14 protein-coding genes are annotated in these 16,767 nt (G+C 73.3%); 10 read left to right on the top strand and 4 right to left on the bottom strand.

Annotated features, from left to right (window positions below; genetic code table 11):
* Window positions 1-108 precede the first annotated feature (108 nt).
* Window positions 109-1,233 carry a DNA integrity scanning diadenylate cyclase DisA gene (disA, locus tag IE272_RS24930; RefSeq protein WP_007456913.1) on the bottom strand — a complete coding sequence of 375 codons (1,125 nt, stop codon included), beginning with the start codon at window positions 1,231-1,233 and terminating at the stop codon, window positions 109-111.
* Between the two features lie 79 nt (window positions 1,234-1,312).
* Complete coding sequence (radA, locus tag IE272_RS24925) at window positions 1,313-2,734, bottom strand: DNA repair protein RadA (protein ID WP_007456915.1); 1,422 nt, start codon at window positions 2,732-2,734, stop codon at window positions 1,313-1,315.
* 209 nt (window positions 2,735-2,943) lie between these two features.
* Here radA and IE272_RS24920 point away from each other — a divergent pair, with 209 nt between their 5' ends.
* Window positions 2,944-4,815, top strand: a complete 1,872-nt coding sequence (locus IE272_RS24920; protein ID WP_444544791.1) for a BACON domain-containing protein — start codon at window positions 2,944-2,946, stop codon at window positions 4,813-4,815.
* 17 nt (window positions 4,816-4,832) lie between these two features.
* Here the strand turns inward: IE272_RS24920 and IE272_RS24915 are convergent, their stop codons facing one another.
* A complete protein-coding gene (locus IE272_RS24915; RefSeq protein WP_050356739.1) occupies window positions 4,833-5,690 on the bottom strand; it encodes a DUF3109 family protein in 858 nt (285 codons plus the stop codon).
* 39 nt (window positions 5,691-5,729) lie between these two features.
* On the opposite strand from IE272_RS24915, the gene IE272_RS24910 reads away from it, so the two are divergent.
* The 4 genes from IE272_RS24910 to ilvD all read left to right on the top strand — a co-directional run bounded on the left by IE272_RS24910 (window position 5,730) and on the right by ilvD (window position 10,354).
* Complete coding sequence (locus tag IE272_RS24910) at window positions 5,730-6,680, top strand: Ppx/GppA family phosphatase (RefSeq protein ID WP_050356738.1); 951 nt, start codon at window positions 5,730-5,732, stop codon at window positions 6,678-6,680.
* Window positions 6,681-6,855: 175 nt separating this feature from the next.
* Complete coding sequence (locus tag IE272_RS24905) at window positions 6,856-7,716, top strand: sugar phosphate isomerase/epimerase family protein (protein WP_057663732.1); 861 nt, start codon at window positions 6,856-6,858, stop codon at window positions 7,714-7,716.
* On the top strand, window positions 7,713-8,330 hold the full coding sequence (locus tag IE272_RS24900) for a TetR/AcrR family transcriptional regulator (protein ID WP_050356736.1): 618 nt from the start codon (window positions 7,713-7,715) through the stop codon (window positions 8,328-8,330). Before IE272_RS24905 ends, IE272_RS24900 begins: the two co-directional genes overlap by 4 nt.
* A gap of 173 nt (window positions 8,331-8,503) precedes the next feature.
* Window positions 8,504-10,354 (top strand): dihydroxy-acid dehydratase, encoded by a 1,851-nt coding sequence (gene ilvD / locus IE272_RS24895; protein ID WP_056700346.1) that lies wholly within the window; start codon window positions 8,504-8,506, stop codon window positions 10,352-10,354.
* A gap of 85 nt (window positions 10,355-10,439) precedes the next feature.
* On the opposite strand, the gene IE272_RS24890 is transcribed toward ilvD, so the two are convergent.
* The gene (locus IE272_RS24890; protein ID WP_190008223.1) at window positions 10,440-12,617 is read right to left on the bottom strand and encodes a serine/threonine-protein kinase; all 2,178 of its coding nucleotides are present in this window, start codon (window positions 12,615-12,617) and stop codon (window positions 10,440-10,442) included.
* A gap of 132 nt (window positions 12,618-12,749) precedes the next feature.
* Between IE272_RS24890 and IE272_RS24885 the strand changes: the two genes are divergently transcribed.
* From IE272_RS24885 to proC, 5 genes are all read left to right on the top strand, one after another.
* The gene (locus IE272_RS24885; RefSeq protein WP_056700342.1) at window positions 12,750-13,097 is read left to right on the top strand and encodes an SH3 domain-containing protein; all 348 of its coding nucleotides are present in this window, start codon (window positions 12,750-12,752) and stop codon (window positions 13,095-13,097) included.
* A 45-nt stretch (window positions 13,098-13,142) separates the two neighbouring features.
* The gene (locus tag IE272_RS24880) at window positions 13,143-13,679 is read left to right on the top strand and encodes a hypothetical protein (protein WP_057663726.1); all 537 of its coding nucleotides are present in this window, start codon (window positions 13,143-13,145) and stop codon (window positions 13,677-13,679) included.
* A 117-nt stretch (window positions 13,680-13,796) separates the two neighbouring features.
* Window positions 13,797-14,633 (top strand): ABC transporter ATP-binding protein, encoded by an 837-nt coding sequence (locus IE272_RS24875; protein ID WP_190008091.1) that lies wholly within the window; start codon window positions 13,797-13,799, stop codon window positions 14,631-14,633.
* Window positions 14,630-15,415 (top strand): ABC transporter permease, encoded by a 786-nt coding sequence (locus tag IE272_RS24870; RefSeq protein WP_190008089.1) that lies wholly within the window; start codon window positions 14,630-14,632, stop codon window positions 15,413-15,415. The genes IE272_RS24875 and IE272_RS24870 overlap by 4 nt, the downstream gene beginning before the upstream one ends.
* 81 nt (window positions 15,416-15,496) lie before the next feature.
* Entirely contained in the window at window positions 15,497-16,306 is an 810-nt protein-coding gene (gene proC / locus IE272_RS24865) for a pyrroline-5-carboxylate reductase (RefSeq protein WP_050356729.1), read from the top strand.
* Window positions 16,307-16,767: the final 461 nt, after the last annotated feature.

Raw genomic sequence — 16,767 nt, 5'->3', positions numbered from 1 at the left:
TGGAGGTGGCCGGGGCTCCGTCCTTGCGCGCGCCGGCCGCCCGGCCCGAAAGCCTGGGCGGCACGCGAAAGAGGGCGCCCGTCAGGACGCCCCCACCCGCGGCCGATCTCAGACGTACCGCTCCAGGATCGACGACTCCGCCAACCGCGAGAGCCCCTCCCGCACGCTGCGCGCCCGCGCCTCGCCGACGCCGTCCACCGTCTGGAGGTCGTCCACGCTCGCCGCCAGCAGCTTCTGCAGACCGCCGAAGTGCTCCACCAGCCGCTCGATGATCGCCCCCGGCAGCCTCGGCACCTTCGCCAGCAGCCGGAAGCCCCGCGGGGAGACCGCCGAGTCCAGCGTCTCGGGCGAGCCGCTGTAGCCCAGCGCCCGCGCCACCACCGCCAGCTCCAGCAGCTCCGTGTGGCTCAGCGCGTCCAACTCGGTCAGCGCCTCGGCCACCGTGCGCGACCGCTTCGCCGTCGGCTCGGGGACGTAGTCGCGGACGACCAGCTCCCGCTCCGGCTCCACCCCGGCGATCAGCTCGTCCAGCTGGAGGGAGAGCAGACGTCCGTCGGTGCCGAGCTCGACCACGTACTCCGCGATCTCCGTGGCGATCCGCCGCACCATCTCCAGCCGCTGCGCCACCGCCGTCACGTCCCGGACGGTGACCAGGTCCTCGATCTCCAGGGCGGACAGCGTGCCCGCCACCTCGTCGAGCCGCAGTTTGTACCGCTCCAGCGTGGCGAGCGCCTGATTGGCCCGGGACAGGATGGCGGAGGACTCCTCCAGGACCCGCCGCTCCCCGTCCACGTACAGCGCGATCAGGCGCATCGACTGGGAGACCGAGACGACGGGGAAGCCGCACGCCTTGGAGACCCGGTCCGCCGTACGGTGACGGGTGCCCGTCTCCTCCGTGTGGATCGAGGCGTCCGGGACCAGCTGCACGCCGGCCCGCAGGATCTTGGTCATGTCCTTGTCGAGGATCAGCGCCCCGTCGAGCTTGCACAGCTCGCGCAGGCGCGTCGCCGTGAACTCCACGTCCAGCACGAATCCGCCGGTGCACATCGACTCGACGGTCTTGTCCATGCCCAGCACGATCAGCCCACCGGTATTGCCGCGGAGAATGCGCTCCAGGCCGTCCCGCAGGGCCATTCCGGGCGCGACCGCGCTCAACGAGGCGCGCATCAGCGCCTCGTTACCGGTGCCTTGGCCGGACTTTCCGGGCGTCGTCGCCCGGTCGTTGGCTGCCACTGCACTCCTCCGGTCACAGGTTGCGATGCCCTTGCGTCCCCCATGCCGTGTCCACGGGCGGGCGAGACCAGGGCAAAGTCTACCGGCGCGCGTTGTCTTCCTGACGAGGCTGCGGCGCCTCTTGACGAGAGCGGCGCGGGAGGACCCGCAGAGCGTCGCCCATGTCGGCGACTTCCGTGACCTTCATACCGGCCGGTACCTTCCCCGGGTCCGTCGGAACGAGCGCGTGGGTGAAGCCCAGTCGGTGTGCCTCGGCCAGTCTCCGCTGCACCCCGGTGACCCTCCTGACCTCGCCCGCGAGCCCCACCTCACCGATCGCGACCAGGTTCTTCGGCAGCGGGGTGTCGCTGGCCGCGCTGGCCAGCGCGAGCGCGATGGCCAGGTCGGCGGCGGGCTCGGTGAGCTTCACGCCGCCCACCGTCGCGCTGTAGATGTCCCGCTTGCCGAGCGCGCTGATCCGGCCGCGCTGCTCCAGCACGGCGAGCATCATCGAGACCCGGGAGGTCTCCAGGCCGGAGGTGGTGCGCCGGGGCGAAGGGATCTGCGAGTCGACGGTGAGCGCCTGCACCTCGGCGACCAGGGGCCGCTTGCCCTCCAGGGTCACCGTCAGGCAGGTGCCCGGCACCGCCACGTCGCGGCGGGTCAGGAAGAGGCCCGAGGGGTCGGCGAGTCCGGTGATGCCCTCGTCGTGCAGTTCGAAGCAGCCGACCTCGTCGGTCGCCCCGTAACGGTTCTTGACGCCGCGCACCAGACGCAGCCGGGCGTGGCGGTCCCCCTCGAAGGACAGCACGACGTCCACCAGGTGCTCCAGCAGCCGGGGGCCGGCGATCGCGCCGTCCTTCGTGACGTGGCCGACGAGCAGCGTGGCCATCCCGCGCTCCTTGGAGGCCCGGATCAGCGCTCCGGCGACCTCCCGCACCTGGGCCATCCCGCCGGGCGCGCCGTCGATCTCGGGCGAGGCGACCGTCTGCACCGAGTCCAGGACGAGCAGCGAGGGCTTCACCGCGTCCAGGTGGCCGAGCACCGCGGACAGATCGGTCTCCGCCGCGAGGTAGAGGTGGTCGTTGATCGCCCGGATCCGGTCGGCCCGCATCCGGACCTGGCTCGCGGATTCCTCGGCGGTCACATAGAGCGTGCGGTGGTCCTCGCTCGCCGCCTTGGCCGCCACGTCGAGCAGCAGCGTCGACTTGCCGACACCCGGCTCGCCCGCCAGCAGTACAACCGCGCCCGGCACCAGCCCGCCGCCGAGCACCCGGTCCAGCTCACCGACGCCGGTCGACCGGGCGGTGGCCTGCCGGCTGTCGACCTGGCCGATGGGCACGGCCGCCGTGGAGACCCGGCCCGCCGCGGTGGTGCGCACGGCGGGGGCGCCGCCGAACTCCTCGACCGTCCCCCACGCCTGGCACTCGGGGCAACGGCCGAGCCACTTGGCGGTGGTCCAGCCGCATTCGGTACAGCGGTAGGACGGCCGGTCCTTCGCGGATTTCGTACGGGCAGCCATGGCGCCACCGTATAGGTGGGGTACGACAACGCCTCCCGGCCGGGAGGGCGCGCGGGGCCCCGCCGCGCGCAGGGCGCACGAAGGCGCACCGGAGCACTACGGGCGGAATCCATGATCCCTGTCCTCTTTCGAGGTATACGTTCACCCGTAAGGATTAAATGTGCTCAAGGGGTACTTGGGGCATGTGCTCCTTTGCCTACGGTCGCCGGGTGACGAGCAGCAGGCTGGAGACCCCTACGCACACCACCGGCGCACACCGGGCGCACCGCCGAGCACCCCACGCCCCGGCGCAGCGACCGCCCGTACGGTACGAGCCGTATCTCGACGGACTCTTCACCTACTGCCTCTCCGTGCTCTGCGACCACGAAGCGGCCACCGAAGCGCTCGGCGCCGTCCTGTCGATCGCGGACCGGCAGGACGCCCGGGGCCCCACGGCCGAGGAGGAACGTAAATCCTGGCTGTACGCGCTGGCCCGCTGGGTCTGCCTGCGCACCCTCACCGAGCGCGGCCGCGGCCGCCAGGCCCACCGCCGGTCCTCCGGGACGGTCAAGCCGCCCCGCACGGCCAAGGCCTCCGAAACGCGGAAAGGCTCCAAGGCCTCCGCGCCGTCCCGGCACCAGGGGGTGCACACCGCCCGGCGCACGCCGGAGCACACCACGCCCGCCACACCCGAGGACGCCGCCACGCCCGCCCCCTCGGAGTCGCCGGCCGCCGAAGCCCGTCGCCGGGAGCTCGCCACGCTCGCCTGGCCCGAGGCCGCGGGCACCACCCCGGAGCAGCGCGAAGCCCTCGAACTGGCCGTGCGCCACCGGCTCGCCCCGCGCTCCGTCGCCGTCGTGCTGGGGCTGGAGCCGACCACCGCCCGGGACCTGCTGGCCGGCGCGGCCTGCGAGGTGGAGCGCACCCGCGCGGCCCTCGCCGTCGTCGAGACCGCCGGCTGCCCCACCGTCGCCCGGCTCACCGGCGACCACCAGGTGCTGCTCTCCGCCGCCCTGCGCCGCGAGCTCGTCCGGCACGTCGACGACTGCCCCCGCTGCCGCCGTGCCGCCGAGCGGGCCGATGCCGAGGGACCCTGGCCCGGAGCGGCCCTGGCCCCCGTCGTCGCCCTGCCCGTCGTCGAGGCCCCCCGCCCCTCCGTGTACGTCGCGATGGCCCAGGCCCAGCGCTCCCGCACCGCCGGCCCGCGCTTCGACCGGGCCGGGTATCCGCTCGACCCCAAGGACCAGGCCGCCCGCCGGGACCGGCTGCGCGCCCGGGTCGTCACGACCACGGTCGTCGCGACGGTGGTCGCCGCCCCCGTGATCGCCCTGTGGGCCGCGTACCGGGGAGCGCCCCAGACCGGCGAGGGCCACGACGGGACCTCGGTCACCGCCACGGAGGTCGACGGCGCCGGCGGTATGAGCGGCGCCCCCTCCGACGCCACCGGCGACGACCGCCCGGGCAACCGCTTCGGCGCCCGCGTCCCCGATGTCACCGCCGAGGTCGTCAGCACCGGCGGCGCGCAGCACGGCGATGCCCGGCTCGCGGTGACGGCCCGGACCTCGGGGGCCGTCACGACGCTCACGCTGACCGCCTCCGGCCGGGGGCCGGTCAGCTGGTCGGCGGCGACGGACGCCCCGTGGCTGCGCCTCAGCCGTACGTCCGGAACGCTCGCGGCCGGGCAGAGCACCACGATCGCGGTCTCGGTGGTCCGGGACGCGCAGCCGGGCGGGCCGTGGCGGGCCCGGATCTCGCTGACCCCCTCGGGTTCCGCCGTGCTCATCGACGGTCACGGGGGCACGTCCCCGACGACGGGCGGCCCGCGCCCCACGCGCCCCGGCACGGGCTCCCCCCGCCCCACGGACCCCGGCCCGACCGATCCGGGCCCGACCGATCCCGGTCCGACCGACCCGGGTCCCACGGACCCCGGACCGGGCCCGACCGACCCGACCGGTCCGCCGGACCCCACCGATCCGCCGGACCCGACCGGTCCGCCCGACCCCACGGACCCGCCCGAACCGACACCGGGCCCGACCGACCCGAGCCCCACGGACCCGGCCCCGACCGACCCCGGCCCCTCCGCCCCGGACCCGACGGGCTGAGCGCCCGCCGGCCGGTCTCAGCGCTTCTTCGGCGCGGGGAGCGGGTCCGCCGGGTGCGGGGCCATCGGCAGCAGCGACGACAGCCGCTCCTCGCACAGCTCGACCAGCCGGTCGTACCCCTCCTTGCCCATCAGCTCGATCAGCTCCGGGCGGTAGGACACGTACACCGGGTCACCGGCCCCGTGCGCCGAGGTGGCCGAAGTGCACCACCAGTGCAGGTCGTGACCGCCCGGACCCCAGCCCCGGCGGTCGTACTCGCCGATCGTCACCTGGAGCACCCGGGTGTCGTCGGGCCGGTCGATCCAGTCGTACGTCCGCCGCACCGGCAGCTGCCAGCACACGTCCGGCTTGGTCTCCAGGGGCTCCTTGCCCTCCCGCAGCGCCAGGATGTGCAGCGAGCAGCCCGCCCCGGCGGGGAAGCCGGGCCGGTTCTGGAAGATGCAGGAGCCCTCCCAGCGGCGCGTCTGGCGTTCGCCGTCCTCGTCGACGCCGACCCAGCCCGTCTCCGCACCGACGTCGTGGAACTGCCACAGCTCCGGGGTCAGCCGCGCCACGTGCCCCGCGACCCGCTTCTCGTCGTCCTCGTCGGAGAAGTGCGCCCCCAGCGTGCAGCAGCCGTCGTCCGCGCGGCCCGCCTGGATGCCCTGGCAGCCGCTGCCGAAGATGCAGGTCCACCGGGAGGTCAGCCAGGTCAGATCGCAGCGGAAGACCTGCTCGTCGTCCGCCGGATCGGGGAACTCCACCCAGGCCCGTGCGAAGTCGATGCCCTTCTCGTCGGACGGGTCCGGACCGATCGCCTCCGGCGGTGACGCCTGCTTGTTCGACTTCTGCTTCTTCGTGGCTTTGTCCTGCTTAGCCTTTTTCGTCTTTGGCACGCGCCCAGAGTAGGTCCAACAGCGCAGTAGCGTTCCCGTATGAGACTCGGAGTCCTCGACGTGGGATCGAACACGGTTCATCTGCTGGTGGTCGACGCCCACCCCGGCGCCCGCCCGCTGCCCGCGCACTCGCACAAGGCGGAGCTCCGGCTCGCCGAACTCCTCGACGAGGGCGGCGCGATCGGCCCCCTCGGCGTGGACCGGCTCGTGGCGACGATCGCCGGTGCGGTCCAGGCCGCCGAGGACAAGGGGTGCGAGGACGTGCTCGCCTTCGCCACCTCCGCGGTGCGCGAGGCGACCAACGCGGACCTGGTCCTGGAGCGCGTACGGGTCGAGACCGGCGTCGACCTCGCGGTCCTCAGCGGCGAGGAGGAGGCCCGGCTGACCTTCCTGGCCGCCCGCCGCTGGTTCGGCTGGTCGGCGGGGAAGCTGCTCGTCCTCGACATCGGCGGCGGCTCCCTGGAGATCGCCTTCGGCATCGACGAGGAGCCGGACACCGCCGTCTCCCTGCCGCTCGGCGCGGGCCGCCTCACCGGCGCCTGGCTGCCGGACGACCCGGCCGGCCCCGACCAGGTCAGGGCGCTGCGCCGGCACGTCCGGGCCAGCATCGCGCGGACGGTGGGGGAGTTCGCCCGGGCGGGCCGTCCCGACCACGTCGTCGCCACCTCCAAGACCTTCAAGCAGCTCGCCCGGATCGCCGGTGCCGCCCGCTCCACCGAGGGCCTGTACGTCCAGCGCTCCCTGAGCCGCAAGGCGCTGGAGGACTGGGTGCCCAAGCTGGCGGCGATGACGGTCGAGGAACGCGGCCGGCTCCCCGGGGTCTCCGAGGGCCGGGCCGCCCAGCTGCTCGCCGGGGCCCTGGTGGCCGAGGGCGCGATGGACCTGTTCGGCGTCGAGGAGCTGGAGATCTGTCCCTGGGCCCTGCGCGAGGGCGTCATCCTGCGCCGCCTGGACCACCTCCCGGCGGAGCACGCCGCGCTGCCGGGGTGACGCATGGCGGCGGCGGCCTCCGGCCCGCACCGCCCGGGTGACGTACGGCGGCGGAAACTCCGGGCCGCACCGCCCCGGCGACGTACGGTGACGGGGCCATGGCCCTGATCACTTTCCGCCGGGAGCCCTCGGCGCGGCGCACCGGTGCCCGTACGCTGTCCAGGTGGCAGAACCAGTGGTGCGCATCCCCGATGCGAAGGTCGCCCTGTCAACGGCCTCGGTCTATCCCGAGTCCACCGCGACGGCCTTCGAGATCGCCGCGCGCCTGGGGTACGACGGCGTCGAGGTCATGGTCTGGACCGACCCCGTCAGCCAGGACATCGAGGCCCTGCGCCGGCTCTCCGACTACCACCGGGTCCCGATCCTCGCGGTGCACGCCCCCTGCCTCCTGATCACCCAGCGGGTCTGGTCCACCGACCCGTGGGTCAAGCTCCAGCGGGCCAGGGCCGCCGCCGAGAAGCTCGGGGCCTCCACCGTCGTGGTGCACCCGCCGTTCCGGTGGCAGCGCAACTACGCCAAGGACTTCGTGACCGGGATCTGGCGGATGGCGGAGGAGACGGACGTCCGGTTCGCCGTCGAGAACATGTACCCCTGGCGCTACCGGGACCGCGAGATGCTCGCGTACGCCCCCGACTGGGACGTCACCAACGACGACTACCGGCACTTCACGGTCGACCTCTCGCACACCGCGACCGCCCGCACCGAGGCGCTCGCCATGGTGGACCGGATGGGCGACCGGCTCGCCCACATCCACCTCGCCGACGGCAAGGGCTCGGCCAAGGACGAGCACCTGGTGCCCGGCCGGGGCGACCAGCCGTGCGCGGAGCTGCTGGAGCGCCTCGCCCGTACGGGCTTCGACGGCCATGTCGTCATCGAGGTCAACACCCGCCGCGCGATGTCCTCCGCCGAACGCGAGGCCGACCTCGCCGAGGCGCTGGCCTTCACCCGCCTCCACCTGGCCACCTCCGCCCGGTCCTCCTCCGGCACGGCCGACCCGGCGTCGGCCGACCCGGCCTCCGGGCTCCGCCGCCCGTGACCGAGGACGCTCCCGCCCCGCGCCGCCGGGGCCGCCCCTCCCGCAAGACCGCGTCCGAGGGCCCCGACGCCCGTACGCGCATCCTGGAGGCGGCCCGTACGGAGTTCGCCGAGCGCGGCTACGACAAGACGTCGATCCGGGGCATCGCCAAGGCCGCCGGGGTCGACGCGGCCCTCGTCCACCACTACTTCGGCACGAAGGACGAGGTCTTCGCCGCCGCCGTCGAGGTCACCTTCGAACCCGCCCTGGTCGTCCACACCGTTCTCGGCGGCCCGCCGGAGGGCCTGGGGGAGCGGCTCGCCCGCTTCTTCCTCTCCGTGTGGGAGGACCCGGCCACCCGCTCCCCCCTGCTGGCGATCCTGCGCTCCGCGCTGACCCACGAGGCGGCGGCGAAGGTGCTGCGCGAATTCGTCCTGCGGCGGCTGCTGGAGCGGATCGCGGCGGAGCTGGACGTTCCGGACGCGACGTTCCGCGCCGAGCTGGCCGCCTCGCACATGATCGGCATCGCGACGCTGCGGTACATGATCCGCGCCGAGCCGCTCGCCTCCGCCGACCCGGAGGACATCGTGGCGATGGTCGCCCCCACGCTCCAGAGATACTTGGGCGAGCGCTGACCGTCCCCCGTACGACCCCCGCACCACCCCCGTACGGGCTGCCCGCCCATCGGCCTGCGCGTCCCGCATTCCGGACAGGCTGTCCAGATCTTGGATCCGGGGCGTACGCTCGAAGACAGTCATTCCTGCCCGAATTCGCAAGGCAGTCTTCTCTGCCGAAGGAGCGAGCGACGATGCCGCAGCTGAGGTCCCGCACGGTCACCCACGGACGCAACATGGCGGGCGCGCGCGCCCTTATGCGCGCGTCGGGCGTAGCGAGCGCGGACATCGGCAAGCCGATCATCGCGGTCGCCAACTCGTTCACCGAGTTCGTCCCCGGCCACACCCACCTCGCCCCGGTCGGCCGGATCGTCTCCGAGGCGATCCTGGCGGCGGGCGCGGTCCCGCGCGAGTTCAACACCATCGCCGTGGACGACGGCATCGCGATGGGCCACGGCGGCATGCTCTACAGCCTGCCCTCCCGCGACCTGATCGCCGACTCCGTGGAGTACATGGTCGAGGCGCACTGCGCGGACGCGCTGATCTGCATCTCCAACTGCGACAAGATCACCCCGGGCATGCTGATGGCCGCCATGCGCCTCAACATCCCGACCGTCTTCGTCTCCGGCGGCCCGATGGAGGCCGGCAAGGCCACCCTGGTCGACGGCACCGTGCGAAAACTCGACCTGGTCAACGCGATCAGCGACGCGGTCGACGAGTCCGTCTCCGACGAGGACATGCTCCGCATCGAGGAGAACGCCTGCCCCACCTGCGGCAGCTGTTCCGGCATGTTCACCGCCAACTCGATGAACTGCCTGACCGAGGTCCTCGGCCTCTCCCTCCCCGGCAACGGCTCCGTCCTCGCCACGCACACCGCCCGCCGGGCGCTGTACGAGGACGCCGGCCGCACGGTCGTCGAGATCACCAAGCGCTACTACGAGCAGGACGACGAGACGGTCCTGCCGCGTGCCATCGGCACCCGCGCCGCGTTCGACAACGCGATGGCGCTGGACATCGCCATGGGCGGCTCGACCAACACGATCCTGCACCTGCTGGCCGCCGCCGAGGAAGCGGAGCTGGCGTACGGCCTCGACGACATCAACGAGGTCTCGCGCCGGGTCCCCTGCCTCTCCAAGGTCGCCCCCAACGTCGCCCCCGGCGGTACGTACTACATGGAGGACGTCCACCGGGCCGGCGGTATCCCCGCCCTCATCGGCGAGCTCCACCGCGGCGGCCTGCTCAACGAGGACGTGCACGCGGTGCACTCCGACACCCTCGCCGAGTGGCTGAAGAACTGGGACGTCCGCGGCGGCTCCCCGTCCCCCGAGGCCGTCGAGCTGTGGCACGCCGCCCCCGGCTGCGTCCGCTCCGCGACCGCCTTCTCGCAGTCCGAGCGGTGGGACACCCTCGACCTGGACGCGGCGGGCGGCTGCATCCGCGACGTCGAGCACGCCTACTCCAAGGACGGCGGCCTCGCCGTCCTCAAGGGCAACCTCGCCGTGGACGGCTGTGTCGTGAAGACGGCCGGCGTCGACGAGTCGATCTGGACCTTCGAGGGCCCGGCCGTCGTCTGCGAGTCGCAGGACGAGGCCGTCGACAAGATCCTCCGCAAGGAGATCGAGCCGGGCGACGTCGTCGTCATCCGTTACGAGGGCCCGCGCGGCGGACCCGGCATGCAGGAGATGCTCTACCCCACCTCCTTCCTCAAGGGCCGGGGCCTGGGCAAGGTCTGCGCGCTGGTCACCGACGGCCGCTTCTCCGGCGGCACGTCGGGCCTCTCCATCGGCCACGCCTCGCCCGAGGCGGCCTCCGGCGGCACCATCGCGCTCGTCGAGGACGGCGACCGGATTCGGATCGACATCCCGAACCGCTCCATCGAGCTGCTCGTCGACGACGCCGAACTGGCCACCCGCCGCGAGGCGCTGAACGGCGTGTACGCGCCGAAGAACCGCGACCGCAAGGTCTCGGCGGCGCTGCGCGCCTACGCGGCGATGGCGACGAGCGCGGACCGAGGCGCGGTCAGGGACGTCTCGAAGCTGGGCTGACTCTCGGCTTTCAGCCCCTCCGGCGTTTGAGGAGCGGGGTCCGGGGTGGAGCCCCGGGTACCTGAGGCCGGACCCGGGCCCGCCCTCACCAGGCGCCCGGGTCCGCCCCGTCCACCGCGAACACCGACCCGTCCGGCGCCGTCCCCACGACCGTCCGCCCCGCCGTCACCGGCGCGGGCAGGTCCGAGGCGTAGGCGAGCTTCCCGCCGCTCAGCCGCGCCCGGGTCTGCCCCACCAGCGCACCCCGGCCCGTGTCGACGGCCAGCAGCCGCCCGTCCGCGGCGGAGAAGTACAGGTGCCCGCCCTCCCCGAGCACCGGAGCGGAAGCCCGACCGACCCCCGTCTCCAGCCGCCACAGCTCCGGCTTCGCACCGCCCGCCGCGGTGTCGACGGCGAGCAGCGACCCGCCCCGCGCCAGCAGGTACGCGACGTCCCCGGCCATGACGACCTGCGGCCCGTCCAACGTGAAGGGCAGCGGGACCCGGGCGGCCGCGCCGGTCGCGGGCGCGTACCGGACCAGCTCGGCGGTGTCCGAGTTCTCGTCCATCGCCGTCAGCACCAGCTCCCCGGCCCCGGCCGTGCCGACCGGGGTGAGCACCCCGTCCAGCCGCCGCTGCCAGGACGCCCGGCCGCTCGCGGCGTCCACCGCCGTGACGAGGGTCGACGCCCCGGAGGGCGCGTGCTCGAAGGCGTACGCGAGTCCGGACGCCCCGTCGTACAGGGCGAAGTCGGGCCGGGTGTGCTTCGCCAGCGGCCCCTTCCAGCGGGACGCCCCGCTCGCACCGTCCAGCGCCGTCACCGTGCCGTCGTCCGCGACGGCCAGCAGCGTGGTGCCCGCCGGGAAGGCGCCACCGGGGCTCGCGGACAGCGCGGTGTCCCGGACGGCGGTGCCCTTCACCGGGTCGAGCGCGCGCAGCTTCCCGTCCGGGCCCGCGGACAGCACGACTCCGCCCGAGACGATCGGAGCGTGGGCGGCCGTCCGCGACGAGGAGGACCGGGACGACCACAGCACGCGCCCGTCCGCCGGATCGATCCTGGCCGTGCCGGCCCCGGCCGCCGAGCAGTACAGCGCACCCCCCGCCCCGGCGGTGGAACAGACGGGCGTGGCGTTGCCCGAGGTCCGCAACGCGGTACGCCACGGGGTGACGGCGTCGTCGCCCTCCCCGCTCCCGGCGCCCGCGCTTTCCGGCTCCGGGCGGCTCACGTCCGTACCGCCGCCGCCCCACACGGCGTACGCCCCGGCGCCCGCCCCCGCCACGAGCAGGAGCAGCGCCGCCGTCACGATCAGCCGGACGCGCGGCAGCCGCCGACGACGCACCACGGGCGCGGGGCCCACATGGGTGTCCGCCTCCGAACCGTCCCGCTCCCTCGCCGCCGGCACCGCCGCCGCGACCACCGTCCGGCGCCGCTGCGACGGTATGAACGCGTCGGCCTCGTACGACGGGGGCAGCAGCGCTTCCATCACCTCGCCCGGCGTGGGCCGGTCGGCCGGGTCCTTCGCCAGGCACCGGGCGACCAGCGGCGCGAGGTCCTCCGGCACCCCGCCGAGGTCAGGCTGGTCGTGCACCACCTGGTACGCCACGATGTACGGGCTGTCCGAGTCGAACGGACCCCGGCCCGTCGCCGCGTGCACGATCACGGCCCCCAGCGCGAACACGTCGACCGGCGGCCCGACCTCGCGCGGCCGCTGGAACTGCTCGGGCGCCATATAGGGCGGCGAGCCGATCAGCTTGCCCGTCTCGGTGCGCAGATCACTGTCGTACGGCCGGGAGATCCCGAAGTCGATGACCTTGGGGCCACCGTCGGTCAGCAGCACGTTGCTCGGCTTCAGATCCCGGTGGATCACGCCCGCCCGATGGATGTCCCGCAGCGCCTCGGCCAGCCCGGCGGTCAGCCTGCGCAGCTCGGCGGGGGCCATCGGGCCGCTCCGCTTCACCTGCTCGGCGAGCGTGGGCCCGGGAATGTAGAGGGTGGCCATCCAGGGCCGCCCGGCCTCCGGATCGGCATCGACGACAGGTGCCGTGAACGCCCCGCTCACCCGCCGCGCGGCCGCCACTTCCTGCCGGAACCGCGCCCTGAACTCGGGATCCGCCGCGTACGGCGCGTGCACCACCTTCACCGCGAGCTGCATCCCCGAGGCCGAGCGCGCCAGATGCACGACCCCCATGCCGCCCGAGCCGAGACAGGCCTCAAGACGGTAGGTGCCGGCGTACTGCGGAAACTCCGCTTCCGGATGCGCTCCGGGCTCTCGCAGCGGCGGCATCGCCCACCCCCGTGTGTTCGTGCGCATGCGACGCACGGAGCCTAGTCGATGGTGCGTGCGAGAGGCACGGGGCTTGCTAGCCTGCGCGTCGTACGCGTCCCGCGTACGCATTTCTCAACGGGGGAGGCCCACATGGGCGTTGAAGAGCAGACCGCGGAGCACACCCAGGACCCGGCGGAAGCGGTGGACGGGATCGAGGGGGCGACGACCGCGGCGGAAGCCGCGGCGACCGGCACCCGCTATCCGATCGCCCCGGGCCACCGGGTCAACGTCCGCACCGGACCGGGCACCAACTACCGCATCGTCAGGACCCTGCCGTACGGACAGAAGATCCCGATCTACTGCCAGAAGCCGGGCGAGTGGGTCACCGGCCCGTACGGCACGTCGAACCTCTGGGACAACATCGCCAACGGCCAGTTCGTCGCGGACGCCTACGTCTACACGGGGCGTGACGGCTACATCGCACCGCGCTGCGACTGACGGCGAGGGCCCGGGTGCCCGGGGGCGACGGGGATAATCGACCCCGTGAGCGAGAACAGCGCAGCCCCCGGCACCCCGCCCGCCACGGCCACGGCCCCGGGCCCGCAGCCCGAGCCCATCCGCTTCTTCGGCACGACATGGGTCGACCACGACGGCGGTTACGGCCTCCGGCGCGTCGGCGTCGCCGTCGGCTCGCTGGCCGCCGCCGTGGCCGCCTGCTTCCTCCTGCGCTTCGCCTACGAGGGGCTGGAGATCGCGGAGGTCGGGGGCATCGTCGGGATGCTGGTGATCGCGATGTTCTCCATCTGCAGCGCCATCGCGTTCCGCAAGACCTGGGAGGGCTTCGCCGCCCGCCCGAAGGACCCGGCCCGTGAGGACTCCCTGCGCGGACTGAAGTCGATCGGCTTCATCGGCTCGCTCCTCGCCTACTTCGTCCGCTCGCTCACCGAGGCCCCGGGCGAGAAGCTGCGCCGCACCGAGTACGAGACGGCCCGCGTCCGGTTCGAGAAGCGCCGCTCGACCCGCACCGGCAACCCGGCGGCCCGCAGGACCTCCGGCCGCAAGCGCCCGAAGCGCGGCTGAGGACCGGCCCGCCCGAGAGACGACCCAGCAGCCCGCCGACACCGCGTCGGCGGGCTGCTGGGTTGTCCGCGTCCCCACCCCTTGACGGGCGGCACTGCCGGGCGAAGAATTCATCACATGATGAATTATGAACCCGGGGCAACCCCGCCCGAGCCCCCGACGGACCCGCCACCCCCGGCGATCGAAGCCCGCGGCCTCACCGTCGTCCGCGGCGACCGCACCGTCCTGCGCTCCCTCGACTTCACCGTCCGCCCCGGCGGCATCACCGGCCTCCTCGGCCCCTCGGGCTGCGGTAAGACCACCCTCATGCGCGCCGTGGCCGGCACCCAGGCCCGCGCCACCGGCACCCTCGACGTCCTCGGCCGCCCCGCGGGCGACCCCGCGCTGCGCAGCCGCATCGGGTACGTCACCCAGGCGCCCTCCGTCTACACCGACCTCACCGTCCGGCAGAACCTCGACTACTTCGCCGCCGTCCTGCACCCGGGCCGCGCCCACCGGGACGCCCGCCGCGCCGCCGTCACCCGCGCCATCGGGGACGTCGACCTCACCAGCCACGCGGACGCCCTCGCCGGGGCGCTCTCCGGCGGCCAGCGCAGCCGCGTCTCGCTGGCCGTCGCCCTCCTCGGCACCCCGGAGCTGCTGGTCCTGGACGAACCGACCGTTGGGCTCGACCCCGTACTCCGCCGCGACCTCTGGAACCTCTTCCACCGCCTGGCCGCCGAACGCGGCACCGCACTCCTCATCTCCTCGCACGTCATGGACGAGGCCGAGCGCTGCCACCGCCTCCTCCTGATGCGGGACGGCCAGATCCTCGCCGAGGACACACCCGACGCCCTGCGCCACCGCACCGGCACCCGGACCGTCGAGGAAGCGTTCCTCCACCTGGTCAACGCACGCCTGGCCGACGAAACCGCGCCACCCGGCCCGCCCCTCACCCAGGAGGCCTCCCGATGACGGCCACCGCCCCGCCCGCGACCGGCAGCGCCCCCGCCCGCCCGCTCACCCCGTCCCGTACGACCGCCACTGCGGCCCGCGTCCTGCGCCAGCTGACCCACGACCCCCGCACGATCGCGCTCCTCGTGATCGTCCCGGTCCTGCTGATCACGCTGCTCCGTTACGTCTTCGACGGCGCGGCCGGCACCTTCGACGCGATCGGGGCCTCCCTCCTCGGCATCTTCCCGCTGATCACGATGTTCCTGGTGACCTCGATCGCCACCCTGCGCGAACGCACCTCGGGCACCCTCGAACGCCTCCTCGCCCTCCCGCTCGGCAAGGGCGACCTGATCGCGGGCTACGCCCTCGCGTTCGGCGCGGTCGCGGTTCTCCAGTCGGCGCTCGCCACGGCCGTCTCCATCTGGCTGCTCGGCCTGGACGTCGTCGGCTCGCCCTGGCTGCTGCTCCTGGTCGCCCTGCTCGACGCCCTGCTCGGCACCGCGCTCGGCCTGTTCGTCTCGGCGTTCGCCGCGTCCGAGTTCCAGGCGGTCCAGTTCATGCCGGCGGTGATCTTCCCCCAGCTCCTGCTCTGCGGCCTGTTCACCCCGCGCGAGGCGATGCACCCGGTCCTGGAGGCGATCTCGAACGTCCTGCCCATGTCGTACGCCGTCGACGGCATGAACCAGGTCCTCCACCACTCCGAGATCACCGGCGACTTCGTCCGCGACATCGCCGTGGTCGCGGGAAGCGCCCTGCTGGTCCTCAGCCTCGGCGCGATCACCCTCCGCCGCCGTACGCCGTGAGAACCCCGATGCGAGGATGACGGGAGGACGGCCCGAACCAGACGACAGAGCACAGCCCAGCACCGCCCGGAGGGTGAACGCATGACCCAGACAGTCGCAGTCCTCGGCACCGGCAAGATCGGCGAGGCCCTGCTCAGCGGGATGATCCGGGCGGGCTGGCGACCGGCCGACCTCCTGGTGACCACCCGCCGGGGCGACCGGGCCCAGGAACTCCACACGCGGTACGGGGTCGAGTCCGTCACCAACGCGGAGGCGGCCAAGAACGCCGACATCCTCATCCTCGCGGTCAAGCCGCAGGACATGGGCAAGCTCCTGGACGAACTCGCCCCGCACGTCACCGCCGACCGCCTGGTCATCAGCGCCGCGGCCGGCATCACCACCGCGTTCATCGAGGACCGGCTCACCCCGGATACCCCGGTCGTGCGGGTCATGCCCAATACCCCGGTCCTCGTCGACGAGGGCATGTCCGTCATCTCGGCCGGCAGCCACGCCACCGGCGCGCACCTCGCCACCGCCGAGGAGATCTTCGGAGGCGTCGGCAAGACCCTGCGCGTCCCGGAGTCCCAGCAGGACGCGGCGACCGCGCTCTCCGGCTCCGGCCCCGCCTACTTCTACTTCCTGGTCGAGGCCATGACCGACGCGGGCATCCTGCTCGGCCTGCCCCGCGCCCAGGCCCACGACCTGATCGTCCAGGCCGCGATCGGCGCGGCCGTCATGCTCCGGGACAGCGGCGAACACCCGGTCAAGCTCCGCGAAGCCGTCACCAGCCCGGCCGGCACGACCATCAGCGCCATCCGCGAGCTGGAGAACCACGGCGTGCGCGCGGCCCTCATCGCCGCCCTGGAGGCGGCCCGCGACCGCAGCCGCGAGCTGGCCTCCGGCAACGGCTGACGCCCAGCTCAGACCCACAGTCCGCCCCCGGCCACCGGCACCACGGGCCGGGGGTTGACACACTCCGGACACATCCGTAGTGTGCTCCGAGTTGTCCGACGTGAGCGCCGACCCCGGTCGGTCCCCGGACAGCCATTCCGCAGTAACCACGACAGAACGCGCGACCTCGTGTCGCATGCTTTTTCGTGTGCCTGCGCGAAATGAGGAATCCGCGTTCGAAGGAACGCACCCCGATTAGCGTCGGGGCCAAGGATTCCGCTAAAGTCTCACTCGTCGGAACGGCCCAACGGCCGGGAGGACAAGCCCCGCTGACTGGGAATCAGGCCCGAAAGGATCTGATAGAGTCGGACTCGCCGGAAAGGGAAAACGCGAAAGCGAAGGACCTGGAAGGCGAGATGCGAGACCCGCTTCGACCGGGAATCGGACACGAAAGAGTCTGATAGAGTCGGAAACGCAAGACA

It is taken from the genome of Streptomyces anulatus (genome assembly GCF_014650675.1).
In the GTDB taxonomy this organism is placed as follows: domain Bacteria; phylum Actinomycetota; class Actinomycetes; order Streptomycetales; family Streptomycetaceae; genus Streptomyces; species Streptomyces anulatus.
Note: the sequence above shows the minus strand (reverse complement) of the source record. Positions and strands in the feature narration are given on the sequence as shown.